We start from the raw sequence: 20,049 nt of genomic DNA, 5'->3' as shown, positions 1-20,049 counted from the left end.
CGCTGGCGTCAGTCCTGCTTGCGGTCGAGCGTCCGCGCCCGGCGGGCCAGCCACCAGCCGGACTGTTCCGGCCAGCCATCGAAGCGTCCGTCGCACAGCTGCTGCCGGGCGTGCAGCGGCCAGTTGGGATCGGCCAACGCCTCCCGCCCGATGGCGACGAGGTCGGCCTCCCCATCGCGCAGGATCGCTTCCGCCTGCCGGCCGTCGAGGATCAGGCCGACCGCCATGGTCGCGATCCCGGCCTCACGCCGAATCCGCCCGGCGAACGGCACCTGGAAGCCGGGATGGCGCGGCACCGCCGCCGCGGTGGCCGAAACCCCGGTCATGCCGCCGGAGGAGCAGTCGATCACGTCGATCCCGAGGTCCCGCAGGTCACGGCTGAAGGCCACGCTGTCCTCGATCGTCCAGCCGCCCTCGATCCAGTCGGTCGCCGAGATGCGGACGAACATCGGCCGGTCGGACGGCCAGACCGCCCGCACCGCCATCGCCACCTCCAGCGGGAAGCGGCAGCGCCCTGCCGGATCGCCGCCATAGCCGTCGGTCCGCCGGTTGCTGAGCGGCGAGAGGAACTGATGCAGCAGGTAGCCGTGGGCGCAATGCAACTCCACCGCCTCGAACCCCGCCTCCAGCGCCCGCGCCGCCGCGGTCCGCCAAGCCTCGACGAGAGCGCCGAGACCGGCGCGGTCCAGCTCCGCCGGCACCGGCCAGCCATCGGCGACGGGCAGCGGACTCGGAGCGATCACCGGCCAGGGCGGTTCCCCGCGCGCTGCGTCGGCGGCGGCGAGCGGGCCATGCCCCTGCCAGGGCCGCTGTGTGGCCGCCTTGCGCCCGGCATGGCCGAGTTGGATGCCGGGAACCGCGCCGAGCGCCTTCAGCGTTCCGGCGATGCCGCGCAGACCGGGAATCTGCCGGTCGTCCCACAGGCCGAGATCGCCGGGCGTGATCCGCCCCTGCTCGGTCACTGCCGTCGCCTCGACCATCACCATGCCGGCGCCGCCCATGGCAAAGCGGCCGAGATGCACCCGGTGCCAGTCGCCGGCCTCGCCGTCCACCGCCGAATACTGGCACATCGGCGAGATGACGATGGGGTTGCGCAGCGTCGTCCCGCGCAGGGCGACCGGCCTGAACAGCAGCGGCAACGCGGCCGGGGTTTCGCCGGTGGACGGCCTCTCCATCTCCGGCCTCACCGCCCCGCCCCGCTGCCGTCGGGCCTCTTGTCCCCAAGCTCGGCGGCGGCGGCCTCGGCCGCGCGCAGCCCGGTGACCGATGATTTGGTCAGGCCGCCGACATAGCCGATGGCGTCGCCGCCCTCCAGCCCGCCGGTCGTCGCCCCGGCGGCGAACAGGCCGCCGATCGGCGTGCCGTCCTCGCGCCTGACCCGGCTGTGGTCGTCGATGGCGATGCCGCCCATGGTGTAGGTCATGCCGGCAACCAGGCGGATCGCCTGGAACGGCGCCTTGCGGATCGGGAAAGGACGCGCGCGGCTGGTGCTGCGCGGCGGCGTCAGGCCAGCGGTGTCGCCGCCATCCACCGCCGCGTTGTGGGCGGCGACCGTCGCCACCAGCCGGTCGGCCGGGATGTCGAGCTTTTCCGCCAGCCCCTCCAGCGTGTCGGCCTCGATGATGGTTCCGCCGACGCGGGGCAGATGCGGGTTGGCCGGGATGATCGATTCGGTCCCCGGCCCGTCCCAGATCGGGCGGTCGAAGATCACCGTCGCCCCCAGCGGGTCGTCGAGCTTGGCGATCCGGTTGGTGACATAGACGCCGCCCCGGCCTTCGTCGACGAACCGGGCCCCGGTCCTGTCCACCACCAGCCCGGCCATGACGAGTTCGTCGAGCCACGGATAGGGCCACAGCTTGTCGTTGGTCAACGCGTCCTGGCACAGGATGTGGCCGTAGACATAGGGCGTGCCGCGCAGCGCCGCCCCGGCGGCGGCGGCCATCCGCAACCCGTCGCCGCCGCCGGTGCCGGCGCCGCGCTGGCGCACCGCCTCGGGAACCGGCGAGACATGGGCGCGCACGAGGTCCGGGTCGCCCTGGAAGCCGCCGTCGGCGATGACCACGGCCCGGGCCTCGACCGTCAGCGTCTCGCCGTTGCGTTCGGCCCGCAGCCCGACGCAGCGGCCCCCCTCCATCATCAGGTCGCGGGCGCGCACCCCGCGGTGGATGCTGCCGCCGCGCTTCTCCAACGCGCCGCCCAACGTGCGAAGCAGAGTGTCGCCGCCCCGCCCCTCCCAGTTCAATCCCGGCTGCGGCAGGGCCGGTGGGGCCAGCACGGTATCCTGCCAGTCGCGCGGGCCCGCCTTCATGAAGCGTATCCCCTGGCGGCGCAGCCAGTCGACGGCGCGCGGCGCCTCGGTCGCCAGCATCGTCACCAGGGCTTCGTCGACGAAGCCGTCCGTTTCGCTGCGGATGGTGTCCTTCACCTCCTCCACCGGGCGGTTCAGGCTGCGCATGCCGATGTGGAAAGCGCCGCCCGTGTAGCGGGAGTTGCAAAGGTAGCGGTCGTCGCTGCCCTTTTCCAAGACGACGACGCCCAGTCCGAGCTCGGCGGCGCGGTTCGCGGTGACCAGCCCGGCAATGCCGGCGCCGATGACGACCAGATCGGTTTTCATGCGGTCTCTTCCCTCCCGGAATGTGCGTCGCGGGCGTTTTGCCCGTCGGTTGCGTGTGATCCTGCCGCCCGGCGCTTACTTCGGCAGCAGCATGTCGGAGATGATGGCGACCAGCTCCGCGAACGCCTTCATCACCAGGAACAGCAGCGGAGCGCTCAGCGCCAGGACCAGCGCGGCGCCACCGCCCCAGCCGGACAGCAGAGCCACCGCCGCCACGAAGAGCGGGGCCAGCCCAGCGACGACGGCCAGCCAAAAGCCGTATTGGACGACGAAGCGAACCGCCGGATAGTTCTGTTCTGGCGACATGGTCTCTGATCCCAAGTTTGCGGGGGTGGTGCGGAGGCGTTGGGCCTGCGGCTGCGGGCCGGAAGCCGGACCCACCGGTCGGGGCTCCCTGTCCGGCTCCCGAGCCGGTCCCCATTCCGGCCGGGCCGATGGAGCGGCAGGAAACGCCGTACAGCTGATTATTGACAGCACGCAATCGTGATGTACACTGATTATACGCATACTGTCAATATGCGGCGGTTGTTGAGTGGTGTGCGATCAGGCGGCGTGCGTTCCTGATCCGACCCGGTTCGACCGGGCCGGCGGAACCGTCCGGCCTCACGCCCACCGCCATCAAAAAACAAGCAATCCGTGGGAGGGACATCATGAACACGCGCGCTCCGGCACTGGCGCTGGGCTTGGCCCTGGGCCTGACCCTGGGTCCACCGGCCAGCGGAACCGCATCGGCCGCCTTTACCGGCAACGTCGTCCGCATCGGCGTCCTCAACGATCAGTCCGGCCTCTATGCCGACATCATGGGCCAGGGATCGGTGACGGCCGCCCGCATGGCGGTCGAGGATTTCGGCGGCCGCATCGGCGACACGCCGATCGAGGTGATCGCCGCCGACAACCAGAACAAGCCCGACATCGGCGCCGCCATCGCGCGGCAATGGTACGACGTCCAGGGCGTCGACATGGTTGCGGAGATCGCCAATTCTTCGGTCGCGCTGGCGGTGGTCGAGATCGCCCGCGACAAGAACAAGGTCGCCATCGTGTCCGGCTCCAACACCAACCGGCTGACCGGCGATTCCTGCTCGCCCAACCATGTGCACTGGGCGTTCGACAATTACGCGCTGGCCAACGCCACGGCGCGGGCGGTCGTCAAGCAGGGAGGAACCTCCTGGTTCTTCATCACCTCCGACTACGCCTTCGGCCACGACATGGAGAAGCAGGCCGGAGAGATCGTGAAGCAGTCCGGCGGCACGGTGGTCGGTTCGGTGCGGGCACCGCTGAATTCGGCCGACTTCGCCTCCTACCTGCTGCAGGCGCAGGCATCGGGCGCGAAGGTGATCGGACTGGCCAACGCCACCGCCGACTTCACCAGCACGGTGAAGCAGGGCCGGGAGTTCGGCATCCTCGACGGCGGCCAGAGATTCGCCGGCCTGACCGTGTATCTGACCGACATCGATGCGCTCGGGCTGGATGCGGCACAGGGAACCCTGCTCAGCGTTCCGTTCTACTGGGACCTGAACGACAGGACGCGCGCCTTCTCCAAGCGCTTCTTCGAACGCCACGGCAAGATGCCGACCGCCTACCAAGCCTCGGTCTATTCGCAGGTGACGCATTACCTGAAGGCGGTCAAGTCGCTGGGCAGCGACGCCGACGGCCGCGCGGTCGTCGCCCGGATGAAGGAGCTGCCGACCGACGACGACGCCTACGGCCAGGGCTCGGTCCGCATCGACGGGCGCAAGCTGCACCCGATGTATCTGTTCCAGGTCAAGGCTCCGCAGGAATCGAAGGGGCGCTGGGACTATTACAAGCTGGTCTCGACCATTCCGACGGAAGAGGCCTGGAAGGCGCCCGACTTGGCCTGCAGCCTCGTCGCCAAGCAATGACGCCGGAACCGGCCGGCCATCCCCGACAACGGCACAGCATCGACAGGGAGTCTCCAGTGGTCGTCGAAGAACGCACGTATGTCCTGCACACCAGCGTCAGCCTCGCCGAGTATCTGCGCATCTACGAGACGGAAGGGTTGCCGGCGCAGAAGCCGATCCTGGGCGGCTTCCTCGGCTATTTCGTGACCGAGTTCGGCACCCAGAACCAGCTCGTCCATCTCTGGGCCTATGCCGACCTGGAGGACCGGCGGGCAAGGCGGGCGCGGCTGGCTGGAAACGCGCAATGGCAGGGCTGTCTGGCCAAGATCCGGCCGATGATCATGACCATGGAGAACCGGATCCTGTATCCGACCTCCTTCTCCCCCATCCGTGAACTGCCGATCACGACCGGGCAGCCGGACACCGCGTTGGCCTGATCCGGGAACGGCCGACAGGAATCGGAAGGGCTGCGCGACGACGCGCAGCCCCATTCTCATCAGGCATCCAGCAGCCGGACCGGCTGGCCGGTGGCCGCGGCCTCCTTCACCGCCAGGGTCGCGCGCAGGGTCTCGGTGGCGTCGGAGCCGCTGGCCAGCGGTGCCTCCTCGCAACGGATCACCCGGGCGAAATGGTCCAGTTGCAGGGCGTAGGGATTGCCGGGCTTGAGCGGCAGCGCCGTCCGGGTGAAGGGATCGAGCCAGCCGCGCCCGCCCTCGTAGCGCCAGAGTTCGAGGGTCGGCACCGTCAACGAGCCATGGGTGCCCGAGAAGAAATGGGTGGGGACATGCTGGCGGGCGAATTGCGGGCTTTCGCCGGTGGTCATGTCCCAGCTCCAGGGGGTCGCGGCGGCGTCGGACAGGCTGACGGTCGCCAGCGCCCCGCTGCGCAGCCGCAGCAGCACCGCCGCGGTGTCCTCCACCGCGAAGCCGCGGGTCCGGTTGGAGCTTGAGGCCTGCAGGCTCTCGATGTCGCCGCACAGGAAGCGCAGGGTGTCGATCTCGTGGATCAGGTTGATCAGGATCGGGCCGCCGCCCTCCTCCCGCCGCCAGACGGCGTCGAAATAGCCGTCGGGCTTGAGGAAGGTGTAGAGGATCGTCGCCGTCACCAACGCGCCGAGATCGCCGCGCCCGATCACCTCACGCGCCATCCGCAGGATCGGGTTGTGGCGACGGTGATGGCCGACCAGCAGCGGCACGCCGGCACGCTCGGCGGCATCCGTCAGCCGCCGTGCCGCCTCCACCGTGTCGGCGATCGGCTTTTCCACCAGCACCGGGATGCCGCGCTCGATGCAGGCGATGCCGATCGGCGTGTGGGTGGCGTTCGGGGTGGCGACGATGACGCCGTCCGGCAATTCACCGGACTCCAGCAGCGCCCCGATGTCGGCATGGTGCGGCACGCCGTGCCGCTCGGCGAGCGCGCGGGCACCCTCGCCCGGATCGACGATGGCGGCCAGCCGGCATGGATGCGCGTCCTGCCGGGGGTCGGACATGGCGTCGATGTGAGTCTTGCCGATGACGCCGGCACCGGCGACGGCGATGCGAAGGGGGGACATGCGCGTATCCTCGATTGGGAGCCCGATGGCGGGCGGAGCGGCGATGCTCCGGCCCCATTGGTCCAGCGGAGACGCCGGATGCGGGCATCGCGATATTGACAGCATACGTAATATCAGCTTACATACTGATTGCATCCTGTCAATATCGTGGGAGGGACGAACGGTTCCGCACCCAAGGGACGGGGCGCCCGCCGACCACCAAACTGGCCGCCAAACCGGCCACTAGGCCAACCACCGCGGGGCATGGACGGTGTGGCGAAGAAACACGGGGCACAGGTCATGCGGGTTGTGCTGCCAACGGCTTCCGTATGGGAGTATCACCGCAACATGAACAGGATCGACAGGTGCGCGCATGGCCATGGATGAACTTTACGCCAAGCCCGGACATCTTCTCCGGCGGGCACAGCAGATTTCGACAGCCCTCTTCACCGAAGAGTGCACGGTCCACGATCTGACCTCGGTGCAATATGCGGCCCTGGTCGCCATCGACGAGAATCCGGGGGTGGACGCCACCCGGCTGTCGGGGCTGATCGCCTTCGACCGCTCGACGCTGGGCGGCGTCATCGAGCGGCTGGAGGCCAAGGACCTCATCTATCGCCGCCCGAGCGAGGGGGACAAGCGGATCAAGCTTCTGTACCTGTCGCCGGCCGGCCGGGACATGCTGGTCACCGTCACCGCGGCGGTCGAGCGGGTGCAGGAACGCATCCTGGAACCCCTGCGGCCGGCCGACCGCAAGACGTTCATCCAGCTCCTGACGCAGCTGGTCAACCTGCACAACGACACCCTGCCATCGTCGCTGCGGCTGGTCGTCGACCGCGAGACGGCCGAGGACACCGGCGCACCACCCGCCGTCACCGATGGAAACACGAAACGCGGCAAGGCCGCAGCCGGTCGAAAGGTCAAGCGACGATAAGAACCTTCGACCGCGCGGGAGGAAACGGAGAACACAAGGAATGGCACAAGTTACCGCGTGGGACGCCGAGGTCGATCTTCTGGTGGCCGGCGCCGGGCCGGGCGGCATGGCCGCCGCATTGGTCGGCGCCCTGGAAGGGCTGGAGGTGATGGTCTGCGAGAAGTCCGGGCAGATCGGCGGCACCGCCTCCACCTCCGCCGGGACTCTCTGGATACCCGGCAACACGCAGAGCCGGCGGGCCGGCTACGACGACAGCCCGGAGCAGGCGGAGATCTACATGGACCGGCTGGTCGGCGGCACCAAGGGCCGCGACCTGCGCAGCGTCTATCTGGAGACCGGGCCGGCGGCGATCGACTATTACGACACCCGCACCGACGTTCAGTTCCTGCCCTGCGGACGCCACCCGGACTATCAGCAGAACATGGCGGGGGCGGCGGTGACCGGACGGGCGATCGTGCCGAAGCCGTTCGACGGCCGCCTGCTCGGCGAGGATTTCCGGCTGGTCCGGCCGCCCATCGGCGAGTTCATGATCTTCGGCGGCATGATGGTCGGCAAGGACGACATCCCCCGCCTGATCGGCCGCTTCAAATCGGCGGCCAACTTCACCTATTCGGCCAAGCTGTTCCTGCGCTACCTGTCGGACCGGCTGAAATATCCGCGCGGCACGCGCATCACCATGGGCAACGCGCTGGTGGCCCGCCTGTTCTACAGCCTGCGCAAGCGCAAGGTGCCCATCCGGCTCGACACCGCCATCCGCGAGCTTGTGCGGGAGGATGGCCGCCAAGACGGTCGCGTGATCGGCGCCGTGGTGGACAGCGGCGGCCGGACGCTGCGGGTGCGGACGCGCAAGGGGGTGGTGCTGGCGACCGGCGGCTTCGCCCACAACCGCGAGTTCCGCCAGGCTTTCATGCCGCAGCCGGTTCCGGTCCATTCGCTGGCCTGCGAGACCGACACCGGCGACGGGCTGACCCTGGCCCAGGCGGCCGGCGCGAGGATCGACGGCGACCAGCATCGCGGCGGCGCCTTCTGGACGCCGGTGTCGGTGACGCGCCGGGCGGGGAACTGGAGGGGCCTGTTCCCCCATCTGGCGCTCGACCGCGCCAAGCCCGGCCTGATCGCGGTGAACGCCGCCGGCCGGCGTTTCGTGAACGAGGGCGCGTCCTACCACGACTTCGTCGAGGCGATGTTCGACTCGCACAAGCTGGTGCCGACCATGCCGGCCTGGCTGATCTGCGACTCCGCCTTCGTCGCCAAGTACGGTCTCGGTGTGGTGCATCCCGGCACCCGAAATCTGGCGCCGCACGAGAAGAGCGGCTATCTGACCACCGCCCCGACGCTGGAGGAGCTTGCTCGCAAGATCGGCGTCGATCCGGCCGGGCTGGCGGACAGCGTGCGCCGGCACAACGGCTTCGCGCGGACCGGCAGCGACCTCGATTTCGGCAAGGGCGACAGCGAGCTGAACCGCTTCAACGGCGATCCCGAGAACAAGCCGAACCCGTGCCTCAAGCCGATCGAGGCGGCTCCCTTCGTCGCCGTCGCGGTCTGGCCGGCGGAGATCGCCTGCAGCGCCGGGCTGGCGACGGATGCCGACGGTCAGGTGCTCGGCGAGTCCGGCGACCCGATCCAGGGGCTGTACGCCTGCGGCAACGACATGGCCTCGATCATGGCCGGCACCTATCCCGGTCCGGGGACGACGCTCGGTCCGGCTCTGGTCTTCGCCTACCGGGTGGCCATGCACGCGGCGGGCAAGAGCGATGCCGCCGGCAAAGCCATGGCCGGTCGGGAGGAGCGGGCGGCGGCGCGCTGACGCCGCCCACACCTGTCCCGTAGCGCATCACCGCAGAGCAGGTATCAGTCCGGTGCCCGCTCTCCGCCCGGAAGCCGGGCCGAGAGCGGACCCGGCGCGCGCAACACGGCCAGCAGCGCCTCGTTGCGCTGGCGGATCAGCGCGTCGCGCCCGCCCACCGACGCCTCCAGAGCCTCGGCCCCGGCGACCAGCGCCCGCTTGCTGGCGGCATCGAAGACCGGGGTGCCGAGATCGTCCCACCAGGAGCGGATCGGCGCGTCAAACACCTCCAGGAAGCGGGCCAATCCGCCGGCCCCGCCCCCCAGATGGTAGGACAGCCCCTGCCCCAGCACCGCCCAGCGCGGTCCCGGCCCGGCGGCGATGGCGCGGTCGATGTCGTCGAGATCGCAGACCCCCTGCTCCACCAAATAGACCGCCTCGCGCCACAGCGCCGCCACGAGGCGGGTCGCCAGATGGCCGGCGATTTCCCGGCGCAGCACCACCGGCACCTTGCCGACGGCGCGATAGACCGCTTCCGCCGCCACCACCGCCTCGGGCGCCGTCTGCCGGCCCGGCACCAGCTCGACCAGCGGCAGCAAGTGCGGCGGGTTGAAGGGATGGCCGATCAGGATCCGGTCGGGATGGCGGGCCCCCTCCTGCAGATCGCTCGGCATCAGGCCGGAGGTGCTCGACGCGATCAGGGTCTCGGGCCGCACCACCGCCTCGACGGCGGCGTGGATCGCGCGCTTGGCGGCCAGGGATTCCGGCCCGTTCTCCTGGACCAGATCGACGCCGGCCAGCGAACTCCAGTCGCCGCCGGCCGCGGTCAACCGGTCCCAATGGGAGCGCGGATCGCCGACGCCGAGCGCCACCAGATCGCCGGCCACCGCCTCGATAGCGGGTCGCAGACGGGCCATCGCCTGCGGGTCGGAATCGACCACCGTCACACGCCGCCCGGTGGCGAGGAAAAGCGCGGCCCAACCGCTTCCGATGGTGCCCGCCCCGACGATGCCGATCGACGCGGCGTCGTGGCTGAACGCGCGGTGCATGGAGGCCTCCTGCCTTATGTGGGGAATGGCGCGATCCTAAACCCCCCGGCGTCGATCCGTCGCATTGACAATCCGCGGTTCCGATCTTCGGAAAAACTGATTGACAGTATACATACTGACAGTTAGCTTTCTGACAGCATACTTATGAATTGGCCCGCGAGACGCGTCGGCCGGTGCATCGCCGAAGGAATCGGCGGTCGTCCAGCGGACGGTCTTTCAAAAGCGATCTTCCAGAAGAAGCGGTCTTTCAGAAAACAAGCGGACAGCCAAGGCACGGCCGGGGACGACGAATCCCCCGGCGGGCAAGGCCCACAGGCGCGGCGACAGGCCGGATGCCTGATGCCTGCCCTGCCCCTTGCGCGAAGCTCCGCGAGAAAACAGAGGGAAAGGGACGCCATGACGTTTCCATGCGGTTCGACTCCGTTCGCGTTGAAGGGCAAGCGCGTGCTCATCACCGGGGCGGCCGGCGGCATCGGCTCGGCCACGGCAAGGGCCTGCGCACAGCTGGGCGCCGAACTGGTGCTGACCGACATCCGCGACTGCTCGGCCCTGGCGGAGGAGCTGGCGCCGGTCGGTGCCGGAGCCACCGCCCATGTCTGCGACGTCCGCGACCGTGCCGCCATCGACGCGCTGGCCGACGCCGTCGGCGGCGTCGACGGGCTGGTGCTGAACGCCGGGGCCATCGCCTTCGATGATTGGGACTCGCTGGAGTGGGAGGACTCCTTCCACGAGATCATCCACGTCAATCTGCTGGCCCCGATGCAGTTCGCCCGCGCCTTCCTGCCCGGCATGCGGACGCGCGGCGGCGCACGGATCGTGCTGGTCGGATCGGTCGCCGGCTGGACCGGCGGCACCATGTCGACCACGGGCGCGCATTACGTCGTCTCCAAGGGCGGCGTCCACGCCTTCACCCGCTGGCTGGCCCGCCGCGCGGCGCCCGACGTCGGCGTCAACGCGGTCGCCCCCAGCGCCACGGCGACGGCGATGATCGCCGGCCAGCCCTTCCCGGCGGTGGCGGCGCAGTTGGTGCCGCGCGTGGCCTCGGCGGACGAGATCGCTTGGCCGATCGCCTTCCTCTGTTCGCCCGCCGCCTCCTTCCTCAGCGGGGTCGTGCTCGACATCAACGGCGGCGCCTATCTGCGCTGACCGGCATCGGAGGGGTTCCCCAAGATGGCGAACGCATTGCTGATCCAAGTTCTCAACGGCCTCGTCTACGGGGGCCTGCTCTTCATCGTGTCGGTCGGGCTGGTGCTGATCTTCGGGCTGCGGCGGGTGGTGAACTTCGCCCATGGCAGCCTGTTCATGATCGGCGCCTATGTCGGCTTCAGCATCGCCACCGTCGCCGGCTTCTGGGCGGGCGTCCTGGGCGCCGCCGTGGTGTTGGCGGTGGCCGGCGTCCTGCTCGACGTGTCGGTGTTCCGGCCGCTGCGCCGCCAGGACCCGATCGCCACGGTGCTGGTCACCTTCGGGCTGCTGCTGATCCTGGAGGATCTCGCCCACTCCGTCTGGGGCAAGGACACCCACACCCTGCCGCTGCCGGAGATGCTGGCGGGCAGCGTCGACATCCTGGGCCAGCCCTTCCCGGCCTACCGGCTGATGGTGATCGCCGTCGCGGCGGCGGTCGGCGTCGGGCTCGCCCTGTGGCTGCGCTTCAGCCGCGTCGGCCTGTTCGTCCGCGCCTCCAGCATCGATCCGGTGACGACGGCGGTGCAGGGGGTGAACACCGATCGGGTCAGCGCGCTGGTCGTCGCCGTCGGCACCGGGCTGGCCGGGCTGTCGGGCACCATCGCCGCCCCGCTGCTGGCGCTGTCGCCGTCGATGGGCGGGTCGATCCTGATCGAGTCCTTCATCGTCGTGGTGGTCGGCGGGCTCGGCAGCTTCTCCGGCGCGCTGATTGCGGCGCTCGCCATCGGCCAGATCCACAATCTCGGCATCATCTACGTCCCCTGGGCGGCGACGATGGTGCCCTTCCTCCTGATGGTCGCGGTCCTGGTGTGGCGGCCGACCGGATTCGCAGGGAGCCACGTATGAGCCGCGCAACCATGAACCTCACCGGCGCCCGCGTGGTCGCCCCCCGCCTGTCGCATCGGTCCTGGCTGCTGCTCGCCGTGGCGCTGGCCGCCGGCTTCGGCCTTCCGGGCGTGGTCGCCTCGGTGCTCGTGCTGACGCTGCTGACCCAGGCGGTGATCGGCGGGATGCTGGCGGTCGGCGTCGGTTTCCTGATCCGCCAGAACGGCGTCGTCAGCTTCGGCCACGCCGCCTGGTACGGGGTGTCGGCCTACTGCTTCGGCCTGCTGCTGCGCCACGAGGTGCTGCCGGCGGAGCTGGCGCTGGTGCTGGCGCTCGCCGTGCCGACGCTGACGGCCTTCCTGCTCGGGCTGGTGATCGTGCGGGTTCCCGGCGTCGCCTTCTCGATGCTGACTCTGGCGGTGGGGCAGGCCTTCCACGAATTCTCGATGAAGGCGCAAGGTCTGACCAACGGCGACGACGGCTTCGCCGTCCCGTTGCCCGACACCCTGTTCGGCCTGCCGATCTCCGCCGTGCAGCAGCCCGAGACGATGTTCGTCCTGTGCTGGAGCCTGCTGGCGCTGGTGATCTTCGGCCTCTACGTCACCGTGCGCAGCCCCTTCGGCCGGCTGACCGAGGCGATCCGCGAGAACGAGGAGCGCGCCCGCTTCATCGGCTATCGCACGGTGCTGCCGCGCGCCGCGACCTATGCCATTTCCGCCTTCGTGGCGGCGCTGGCCGGGCTTCTCTTCGCGCTCTACAACGGCTTCGTCTCGCCCGAGGTGCTGCACTGGAGCCTGTCCGGCTCGGCGCTGATCATGGCGGTCATCGGCGGCTCGCGGCTCCTGTGGGGGCCGGCGCTGGGCGCGGTGATCTTCTTCTTCCTCAAGGATCTGGCCGGGAACCTGACCGAGCATTGGCCGGCGATGATCGGCGTCACCGTGATCGTCGTCACCGTGCTGATGCCGGCCGGCATCGCCGGCACCCTGGCGGAACTGGCCGGGCGCCTGCGCAGGACGGGAGGCCGGGCATGAGCGGGCCGATGAACGGATCGATGAACGGCGCCTACGCCATCGAGGGAACGGCCCTGACCCGTCCCTATGGCGGATTCCTCGCGGTGAACAAGGTGGACATCGCGGTTCCCCACGGCGAAATCCGCGGCCTGATCGGCCCGAACGGGGCCGGCAAGTCGACGCTGATCGACGTGCTGTCCGGCCGGGCCGCGGTCTGGTCCGGACAGGTGAGGATGGACGGCCGCGACATCGGCGCGATGGGCGTGCAGGAGCGCCGCCGCCACGGCATGGCCCGCTCCTTCCAGAAGACCAACATCTTCCCCGAGCTGTCGGTGCGCGAGCAGCTCGACATCGCCGCCCGGCAGGCCGAGAAGCCCAACGTCCACGAGGTGATGGACGAGCTGGGGCTGACCGGTCTGGGCGATGCGCGGGCGCGCGACATCGCCTATGGCGAACAGCGCCGGCTCGACCTGGCGCTGGCGCTGATCGGACGGCCGCGCGTGCTGCTGCTCGACGAGCCGGCGGCCGGGCTGTCGATGCGGGAATCGCTGGGGCTCGCCACCCTGCTGCGCGATCTGGCGCAGCGCTGGAAGGTCACCGTCCTGATCGTCGAGCACGACATGGAGGTGGTCTTCTCCATCTGCGACCGCATCACCGTCCTGCAACTGGGCCGCGTCCTGGCCGAAGGCACGCCGGATGAGATCCGGCGCTCGCCCGAGGTCGTCACCGCCTATCTCGGGAGTGCGGCATGAGCGAGCTTCTGGCGTTCAGCAACGTCGTCGCCGGCTATGGCGGCGCCCGCATCCTGCACGACCTGGATTTGCGCATCGACGCCGGCGAACGGGTCGCCGTGCTGGGCCGCAACGGGGTCGGCAAGACGACCATCGTCAACGCCTTCCTCGGCATCGCCCGGCGCATGCAGGGGGAAATCCGGCTGGCCGGCAAGGCGGTGGGAGACATCCGCCACTTCACGGCCGCGCGCGCCGGAATCTCGGTCGTGCCGCAGGGACGCTGCATCATCCCCAACCTGACGGTTCGCGAGAACCTGATCCTGGGCGCCGCCGTCCGTCGCAAGGGCGCCTGGACCGTCGAGCGGGTCTTCGCAATGTTCCCGATCCTCAAGGAGCGGGCCGACACGCCGGGGACGGCGCTGTCGGGCGGGCAGCAGCAGATGCTGGCGATCGGCCGCGCCCTGATGGCCAACCCGCATCTGCTGGTGCTCGACGAACCGAGCGAGGGGCTGGCCCCGGTGATCGTCGACGAGCTGGCCGACAACCTGCGCCACGTCGCCGACGGCGGCACGGGCCTGCTGATCATCGAGCAGAACTACAGCCTCGTCCGCCGGGTGGCCGAACGCTACTACGTGCTGTCCAAGGGCGAGGTGGCGGAACAGGGCGCCATGGCCGGCCTGACCAAGGAAAGCCTGAAGAAGCACATCGCGGTCTGAATGCCCTCTCCCGAAGCGGGAGACGGAAGAAAAACAAAACCATGGAGGAAACAGTGACCAGGACGAACAGCCTCAAGCTTCGCGCCCTCGGCGCCGCCAGCATGCTCGCCCTCGCCCTTTCCGGCACGGCATATGCCCAGGACATGCTGAAGATCGGCGTGCCGACCGCCATGTCCGGCACCTACGCCGACCTCGGCAACCAGGCCAAGCGTGCCGTCGAGTTCGCCATCGCCGAGGCCAACGCCCGGGGCGGCGTGGCCGGCCACAAGGTCGAGGCCAAGATCCTCGACACCGAGGCCAAGCCCGACCTTGCCCGCAAGCAGTCCGAACGGCTGGCGCTGGAAGGCTACAAGGTGCTGACCGGGGTCATCGCGTCCGGCGAGGCACTGGCCATCGCGCCGATGCTCGACCGCTGGGACGCGCTCTATGTCGCCACCGTGACCAAGAGCGACAAGATCACCGGCGATTCCTGTGTCCGCCGCGCCTTCCGGGTCAACCACCAGGACGCGCAGGACGCGGCGGTGGTCAATCCCTGGCTTGCCGGCCGCAAGGAACAGAAATGGGCGATCATCGGCATGGACGGCGCCTGGGGCCGCGGTTCCGGCGCCGGCTTCAAGGAGGCCGCCACCGCCAACGGCAAGTCGGTCGTCGCCGAACTCTACCCGCCGCTCGGCGCCACCGATTACGCCGCCTACATCCAGCAGATCAAGGCGTCGGGCGCCGAAGGGCTGTGGGTGGCGCTGGCCGGGCGCGACGCCGTCAGCTTCGCCACCCAGGCCCGCCAGTTCGGCCTGCTCGACAGCGTCTTCACCGCCGGGGTCAGCTTCGTCACCGACAACACGGTGCAGGCGATGGGCGAAACCGCCAAGGGCATCCACGGCATCATCAACTACAGCGCGACCCTCGACACGCCGGAGAACAAGAGCTTCGTCGCCGCCTGGGCCAAGCACTACAACGGCGACCAGCCCTCCAACTTCGAGGGCGAGACCTATCTCGGCATGCAGGTCATCTTCCAGGCGGTCGAGAAGGCCAAGAGCGTCAAGCCGATCGACATTGCCCGCGCGATGAGTGGCGGCAGCTTCGACACCATCCTCGGCCGGGTCGCCTTCCGGCCCGAGGACAACCAGCTGATCCTGCCCAACTATTTCGGCCATGTCGCCGAGACGGACGGCAAGCTGCGCCCGGTGGTGACGATGTCCTTCCCGGCCGAGCAGGCGACCCCGGCCCCGTCGGGCGCCTGCAAGCTGCAGAAGCTCTGATCCCTCCTTCCCTCCCCTCTCCACCGACAGGAGCCGGCGCATGTCCGCTCAGGCCTTTCTGGAAAACCGCTTCGGGCTCGGCGGCTCCGTCTTCCTCGTCACCGGCGGGGCCGGCGGCATCGGCTTCGCCGCCGCCCGCGCCGCCGCGCAGGCCGGTGCCCGCGTCGCCGTCAACGACCTCGACGCGGACCGCGCGGAGCAGGCCGCCGCGAGCCTGCGCGACGACGGGCTGGAGGCGATGGCCGTGCCCTTCAGCGTCACCGAACCCGCGGCGGTGCGGGCCGGCGTCGCCGCGGTGCTCGACCGCTGGGGCCGCGTCGACAGCCTGTTCAGCAACGCCGGCAACCAGATCCGCAAGCCGTTCCTGGATTACCGGACGGAGGAGTGGGCGTCGCTGTGGCAGACCCATGTCGACGGCGCCTTCAACCTCTGCCAGGCGGTGCTGCCGTCGATGGTGGAGCGGCGCAGCGGGCGCATCGTGCTGATGGCGTCGGTCGCGGCCTTCGGCGCGCGCGGCACCATCAGCCCCTACGCCACCGCCAAGGGCGGGCTGGCCGCCATGACGCGGGCGCTGGCGGTGGAATACGGGCCGCTCGGCATCTCCTGCAACGCCATCGCCCCCGGCTTCGTCGCCACCGGCTTCACCGTGGCGATGCAGGAGAACGCGGCTTTCCAGAGCTACATCGAGAGCGATGTGCCGGCCCGCCGCTGGGGAACGCCCGACGACATCGCCGGGGTGGCGGTCTTCCTCGCCGGCCCGGCCAGCGGCTTCATCAACGGACAGGTCATCCCCGTGGACGGCGGGCTGCTCGCCACGCTGTGAAAGACCAGAGATCACGCAGAGGAACACACACATGCCTGACCGTCCCATCCTGATCGCCGGAGGCGGCATCGGCGGTTTGGCCGCCGCGCTGGGGCTGGCCCGCAAGGGCTTCCGCTCGATCGTGCTCGAACAGGCCCCCGCGCTGGGGGAGATCGGCGCCGGCATCCAGATCGGCCCGAACGCCTTCCACGCCTTCGATTATCTCGGCGTCGGCGACGCCGCCCGGGCCAAGGCCGTCTACATCGACCATCTGGTGCTGATGGACGCCGTCCGCGACGAGCGCATCGCCGCCATCCCGCTCGACGAGCCGTTCCGCCGGCGCTTCAAGAATCCCTACGCCGTCGTCCATCGCGCCGACCTGCACATGGTGCTGCTCGACGCCTGCCGGACCAGCGACCTGATCGAGCTGCGCACCCGTTCGTCAGTGGAGCGCTACGAACAGGACGGCGAGTCGGTCACCGTGACGCTCGGCGACGGCGGGCGGCTGACCGGCTCGGCGCTGGTCGGCGCCGACGGGCTGCGCTCCAAGGTGCGGGCGCAGGTGGTCGGCGACGCCCAGCCGCGCGTGTCGGGACACACCACCTTCCGTTCGGTCATCCCGACCGAGCAGATGCCGGAGGATCTGCGCTGGAACGCGGCGACGCTGTGGGCCGGCCCGAAATGCCACATCGTCCATTACCCGCTGAAGGGCGGCAAGGTCTTCAACCTCGTCGTCACCTGCCACAACGACGCCGCCGAGGCGGTGGCCGGCGTGCCGGTGACCAAGGAGGTGGTGTACGAGGGCTTCAGCCACATCGCCGACCGGCCCAAGCAGATCATCGAGCGCGGCGAGAACTGGAAGCTCTGGGTGCTGTGCGACCGCGATCCGACGCCCGACTGGATGGACGGCCGTGTCGTTCTGCTGGGCGACGCCGCCCACCCGATGCTGCAATATCTGGCGCAGGGCGCCTGCATGGCGCTGGAGGACGCGGTCAACCTGTCGCACCACATGGCGGAGACGGACGGCAAGCTGGACGCCGCCTTCGCCGCCTACAACCGCGACCGCTTCGCCCGCACCGGCCGGGTCCAGCTCAATTCCCGCCTGATGGGCGAGTACGTCTACCACCCGGCGGGCGGCCAAGCGGCGCTGCGCAACGCCGTTCTCGGCAATTCGAGCCGCGAGCAGCATTACGACCGTGTCGCGTGGCTCTATGGTGTGACCGGCCTCGGCGATGCCATCTGACAGAAAGGAACAGAGGACATGTCCATCTCCGGACCGCCCGCCGACACGCCCGAGCGGCAGGCCTATTACGACAAGATCAGCAAACGCAACCTGAACCCGCTGTGGTCGGTGATGGGCGCCATCATCACCCGCGAGCCGCGCAGCGCCTGCGTGCCCCATCTGTGGCACTTCGCCGAGATGAAGGAGCTGCTGCTGGAAGCGGGCTCCCTCATCACCGCCAAGGAGGCGGAGCGCCGCGTGCTGATGCTGGAGAATCCCGGCATGCCCGGCCAGAACCGCATCACCACCTCGCTCTATGCCGGGCTTCAGCTGGTGCTGCCGGGCGAGGTGGCGCCGGCCCACCGCCACAGCCAGTCGGCGGTGCGCTTCGTGCTGGACGGCGCCGGGGCCCACACCTCGGTGGACGGCGAGCGCACCATCATGCAGGTCGGCGATTTCGTCATCACCCCGCCGCGCGCCTGGCACGATCACGGCAACCACAGCGACGAGCCGATGATCTGGCTCGACGGGCTCGACATCCCGACCGTCTCCTTCTACGACGCCTCCTTCGCGGAATCCTCGCCGGAGGACGAGCGGCCGGTGACCCGCTCGGTCGGCCACTCGATGGCGCAATTCGGCGCCAACATGCTGCCGGTGGATTACGAGGCAACGCAACCCTCCTCTCCCATCTTCAATTATCCTTATGACCGCACCCGCGAGGCGCTGGAGACGATGCGCCGCCAGCAGGACTGGGACCCGTGCCACGGGCTGAAGATGCGGTTCGTCAATCCGGTGGACGGCGGCTCGCCGATGCCGACCATGTCGGCCTTCATGCAGCTCCTGCCCAAGGACTTCGCAACCAGCGCCTACCGGAGCACCGACGCCACCATCTTCGCGGTGGTCGAGGGCCGCGGCACCACGACGATCGACGGGCAGCCCTTCGCTTGGGGGCCCAAGGACGTGTTCGTGGTGCCGAGCTGGAAATGGGTGACCCATCACGCCGACGAGGATGCGGTGATCTTCAGCTATTCCGACCGCATCGCCCAACAGAAGCTCGGCCTGTGGCGCGAAGACCGCGGCAACCGGGTGAAGGACTGAGGAGCATGCCGATGGAGGTCTACGGCTATTTCCGGTCGTCCGCGGCCTACCGGCTGCGCATCGCGCTCAACCTGAAGGGACTGACGGCGGAGCAGCACTTCATCCACCTGCGCCGGAAGGAGCAACGCTCGCCCGGCTATCTCGCCGTCAACCCGATGGGGCTGGTGCCGGCGCTGGTCGAGGACGGCCGGGCGCTGACCCAGTCGCTCGCCATCATCGACTATCTGGATGAGACCCATCCCACCCCGGCCCTGCTGCCGCGCGACCCGTTCGGCCGCGCCTGGGTGCGGTCGGTGGCGCTGGCCATCGCCTGCGACATCCACCCGGTCAACAACCTGCGCGTCCTGAACCACCTGCGCGACGATCTCGGCCTGGACGAACAGGCGCGCAACGCCTGGTACGCCCATTGGGTGGCGGAGGGCTTCGGCGGGTTGGAGGCGATGCTGGCGGCCAGCCCGCAGCCCGGCGCCTTCTGCTTCGGCGACGAGCCGACGCTGGCCGACGTCTGCCTCGTCCCGCAGGTCTTCAACGCGGAGCGGATGAACTGCCCGCTCGACGCCTATCCCACCATCCGCCGCATCGCCGCGGCGGCGCGCGCCCTGCCCGCCTTCCAGGCCGCGGAGCCCGGCCGCCAGCCCGACGCCGAGTAACGTGAACCCCATCCAAGGACGAACCGACTTGACCCGCTATGTCTTCGATCCGGCGCCGCTTCCCGCCGCCCCGGTCCGCGGCACCGATGCCCGCTTCCCGATCAACCGCATCTTCTGCGTCGGCCGGAATTACGAGGCCCATGCCCGCGAGATGGGCGTGCCGGTCGACCGCGAGGCGCCCTTCTACTTCACCAAATCCCCCGGCACCTACGTCCCGAGCGGGGCGGCCATCGCCTACCCGCCGGCCACCGGGAACTACCATTACGAGATGGAACTGGTCGTCGCCATCGGAAAGCCGGCCTTCCGCGTCGCGCGGGAACAGGCGCTGGAGGTGGTCTACGGCTACGCCTGCGGCCTCGACATGACCCGGCGCGACCTGCAGCTCGCCGCCCGCGCCAAGCAGAGGCCTTGGGACATCGGCAAGGATTTCGAAGACTCGGCCGTGCTGTCGGAGATCATTCCGGTGACGGAGTGTGGCCACCCGACGAGCGGCACGCTCGAATTGCGGGTCGATGGCGAGACGAAGCAGTCCTCCGACCTGACTCTGTTGATCTGGTCGATTCCAGAGCTGATCGCCCACCTGTCCACCCTCTACCACCTGCAACCGGGCGACCTGATCTACACGGGCACCCCGGAGGGCGTCGGCCCGGTCAAGCCCGGCAACCGGATCGAAGGCTCGATTGCTCAAGTCGGCACCATCGCGCTGACCATCGGCGACCCTGCCTGAGGCTGGATAAGGGGGTTCCGTCAGCTGTCCCGCCTCTTTCCTTTCGGGCGG

20 protein-coding genes are annotated in these 20,049 nt (G+C 69.5%); 15 read left to right on the top strand and 5 right to left on the bottom strand.

All coding sequences use genetic code 11. The annotated features are described in order from the left end of the window. Positions 1-8: 8 nt before the first annotated feature. From ACWPN7_RS27600 to ACWPN7_RS27590, 3 genes are all read right to left on the bottom strand, one after another. Positions 9-1,175 (bottom strand): NADH:flavin oxidoreductase/NADH oxidase, encoded by a 1,167-nt coding sequence (locus ACWPN7_RS27600; protein WP_459196301.1) that lies wholly within the window; start codon positions 1,173-1,175, stop codon positions 9-11. Positions 1,176-1,183: 8 nt separating this feature from the next. Beyond that, complete coding sequence (locus ACWPN7_RS27595; RefSeq protein WP_456510752.1) at positions 1,184-2,614, bottom strand: FAD-dependent oxidoreductase; 1,431 nt, start codon at positions 2,612-2,614, stop codon at positions 1,184-1,186. Positions 2,615-2,689: 75 nt separating this feature from the next. After that, positions 2,690-2,920, bottom strand: a complete 231-nt coding sequence (locus tag ACWPN7_RS27590; RefSeq protein WP_035684237.1) for a hypothetical protein — start codon at positions 2,918-2,920, stop codon at positions 2,690-2,692. A 344-nt stretch (positions 2,921-3,264) separates the two neighbouring features. Here ACWPN7_RS27590 and ACWPN7_RS27585 point away from each other — a divergent pair, with 344 nt between their 5' ends. Together ACWPN7_RS27585 and ACWPN7_RS27580 are read left to right on the top strand one after the other, a co-directional pair. After that, positions 3,265-4,494 carry an ABC transporter substrate-binding protein gene (locus ACWPN7_RS27585; protein WP_040137612.1) on the top strand — a complete coding sequence of 410 codons (1,230 nt, stop codon included), beginning with the start codon at positions 3,265-3,267 and terminating at the stop codon, positions 4,492-4,494. A gap of 56 nt (positions 4,495-4,550) precedes the next feature. Beyond that, positions 4,551-4,910 carry an NIPSNAP family protein gene (locus ACWPN7_RS27580; protein WP_103039318.1) on the top strand — a complete coding sequence of 120 codons (360 nt, stop codon included), beginning with the start codon at positions 4,551-4,553 and terminating at the stop codon, positions 4,908-4,910. A gap of 59 nt (positions 4,911-4,969) precedes the next feature. On the opposite strand, the gene ACWPN7_RS27575 is transcribed toward ACWPN7_RS27580, so the two are convergent. Further along, positions 4,970-6,025 (bottom strand): Gfo/Idh/MocA family protein, encoded by a 1,056-nt coding sequence (locus ACWPN7_RS27575; RefSeq protein ID WP_040137613.1) that lies wholly within the window; start codon positions 6,023-6,025, stop codon positions 4,970-4,972. A 358-nt stretch (positions 6,026-6,383) separates the two neighbouring features. Here ACWPN7_RS27575 and ACWPN7_RS27570 point away from each other — a divergent pair, with 358 nt between their 5' ends. After that, positions 6,384-6,938 (top strand): MarR family winged helix-turn-helix transcriptional regulator, encoded by a 555-nt coding sequence (locus ACWPN7_RS27570; protein WP_079285734.1) that lies wholly within the window; start codon positions 6,384-6,386, stop codon positions 6,936-6,938. 40 nt (positions 6,939-6,978) lie between these two features. Continuing rightward, complete coding sequence (locus tag ACWPN7_RS27565; RefSeq protein ID WP_459196300.1) at positions 6,979-8,745, top strand: FAD-dependent oxidoreductase; 1,767 nt, start codon at positions 6,979-6,981, stop codon at positions 8,743-8,745. A gap of 44 nt (positions 8,746-8,789) precedes the next feature. Here the strand turns inward: ACWPN7_RS27565 and ACWPN7_RS27560 are convergent, their stop codons facing one another. Further along, the gene (locus ACWPN7_RS27560; protein ID WP_459196299.1) at positions 8,790-9,773 is read right to left on the bottom strand and encodes a 3-hydroxyacyl-CoA dehydrogenase family protein; all 984 of its coding nucleotides are present in this window, start codon (positions 9,771-9,773) and stop codon (positions 8,790-8,792) included. A 396-nt stretch (positions 9,774-10,169) separates the two neighbouring features. Between ACWPN7_RS27560 and ACWPN7_RS27555 the strand changes: the two genes are divergently transcribed. From ACWPN7_RS27555 to ACWPN7_RS27505, 11 genes are read left to right on the top strand one after another with little or no spacing between them, the layout of a single operon-like run. Then, complete coding sequence (locus ACWPN7_RS27555; protein WP_459196298.1) at positions 10,170-10,919, top strand: SDR family NAD(P)-dependent oxidoreductase; 750 nt, start codon at positions 10,170-10,172, stop codon at positions 10,917-10,919. A gap of 24 nt (positions 10,920-10,943) precedes the next feature. Beyond that, complete coding sequence (locus ACWPN7_RS27550; protein ID WP_035684231.1) at positions 10,944-11,804, top strand: branched-chain amino acid ABC transporter permease; 861 nt, start codon at positions 10,944-10,946, stop codon at positions 11,802-11,804. Next, positions 11,801-12,814, top strand: coding sequence for a branched-chain amino acid ABC transporter permease (locus ACWPN7_RS27545; protein WP_459196297.1), 1,014 nt, complete (start codon positions 11,801-11,803; stop codon positions 12,812-12,814). Before ACWPN7_RS27550 ends, ACWPN7_RS27545 begins: the two co-directional genes overlap by 4 nt. Then, entirely contained in the window at positions 12,811-13,545 is a 735-nt protein-coding gene (locus tag ACWPN7_RS27540; protein WP_247891631.1) for an ABC transporter ATP-binding protein, read from the top strand. Before ACWPN7_RS27545 ends, ACWPN7_RS27540 begins: the two co-directional genes overlap by 4 nt. After that, a complete protein-coding gene (locus ACWPN7_RS27535; protein ID WP_114860719.1) occupies positions 13,542-14,240 on the top strand; it encodes an ABC transporter ATP-binding protein in 699 nt (232 codons plus the stop codon). Before ACWPN7_RS27540 ends, ACWPN7_RS27535 begins: the two co-directional genes overlap by 4 nt. 53 nt (positions 14,241-14,293) lie before the next feature. Next, entirely contained in the window at positions 14,294-15,499 is a 1,206-nt protein-coding gene (locus ACWPN7_RS27530) for an ABC transporter substrate-binding protein (protein WP_459196296.1), read from the top strand. 40 nt (positions 15,500-15,539) lie between these two features. Continuing rightward, a complete protein-coding gene (locus ACWPN7_RS27525) occupies positions 15,540-16,322 on the top strand; it encodes an SDR family NAD(P)-dependent oxidoreductase (RefSeq protein WP_407824311.1) in 783 nt (260 codons plus the stop codon). 31 nt (positions 16,323-16,353) lie between these two features. Further along, the gene (locus ACWPN7_RS27520; RefSeq protein WP_407824310.1) at positions 16,354-17,544 is read left to right on the top strand and encodes a 3-hydroxybenzoate 6-monooxygenase; all 1,191 of its coding nucleotides are present in this window, start codon (positions 16,354-16,356) and stop codon (positions 17,542-17,544) included. 18 nt (positions 17,545-17,562) lie between these two features. After that, positions 17,563-18,621, top strand: coding sequence for a gentisate 1,2-dioxygenase (gtdA, locus tag ACWPN7_RS27515; protein WP_459196295.1), 1,059 nt, complete (start codon positions 17,563-17,565; stop codon positions 18,619-18,621). Between the two features lie 11 nt (positions 18,622-18,632). After that, the gene (gene maiA / locus ACWPN7_RS27510) at positions 18,633-19,271 is read left to right on the top strand and encodes a maleylacetoacetate isomerase (RefSeq protein ID WP_200774824.1); all 639 of its coding nucleotides are present in this window, start codon (positions 18,633-18,635) and stop codon (positions 19,269-19,271) included. A gap of 28 nt (positions 19,272-19,299) precedes the next feature. Further along, on the top strand, positions 19,300-19,998 hold the full coding sequence (locus ACWPN7_RS27505) for a fumarylacetoacetate hydrolase family protein (protein ID WP_459196294.1): 699 nt from the start codon (positions 19,300-19,302) through the stop codon (positions 19,996-19,998). Positions 19,999-20,049 lie beyond the last annotated feature (51 nt).

Source organism: Azospirillum sp. UENF 312511, from assembly GCF_058780635.1.
This window is presented reverse-complemented; position numbering and strand designations above follow the sequence as displayed.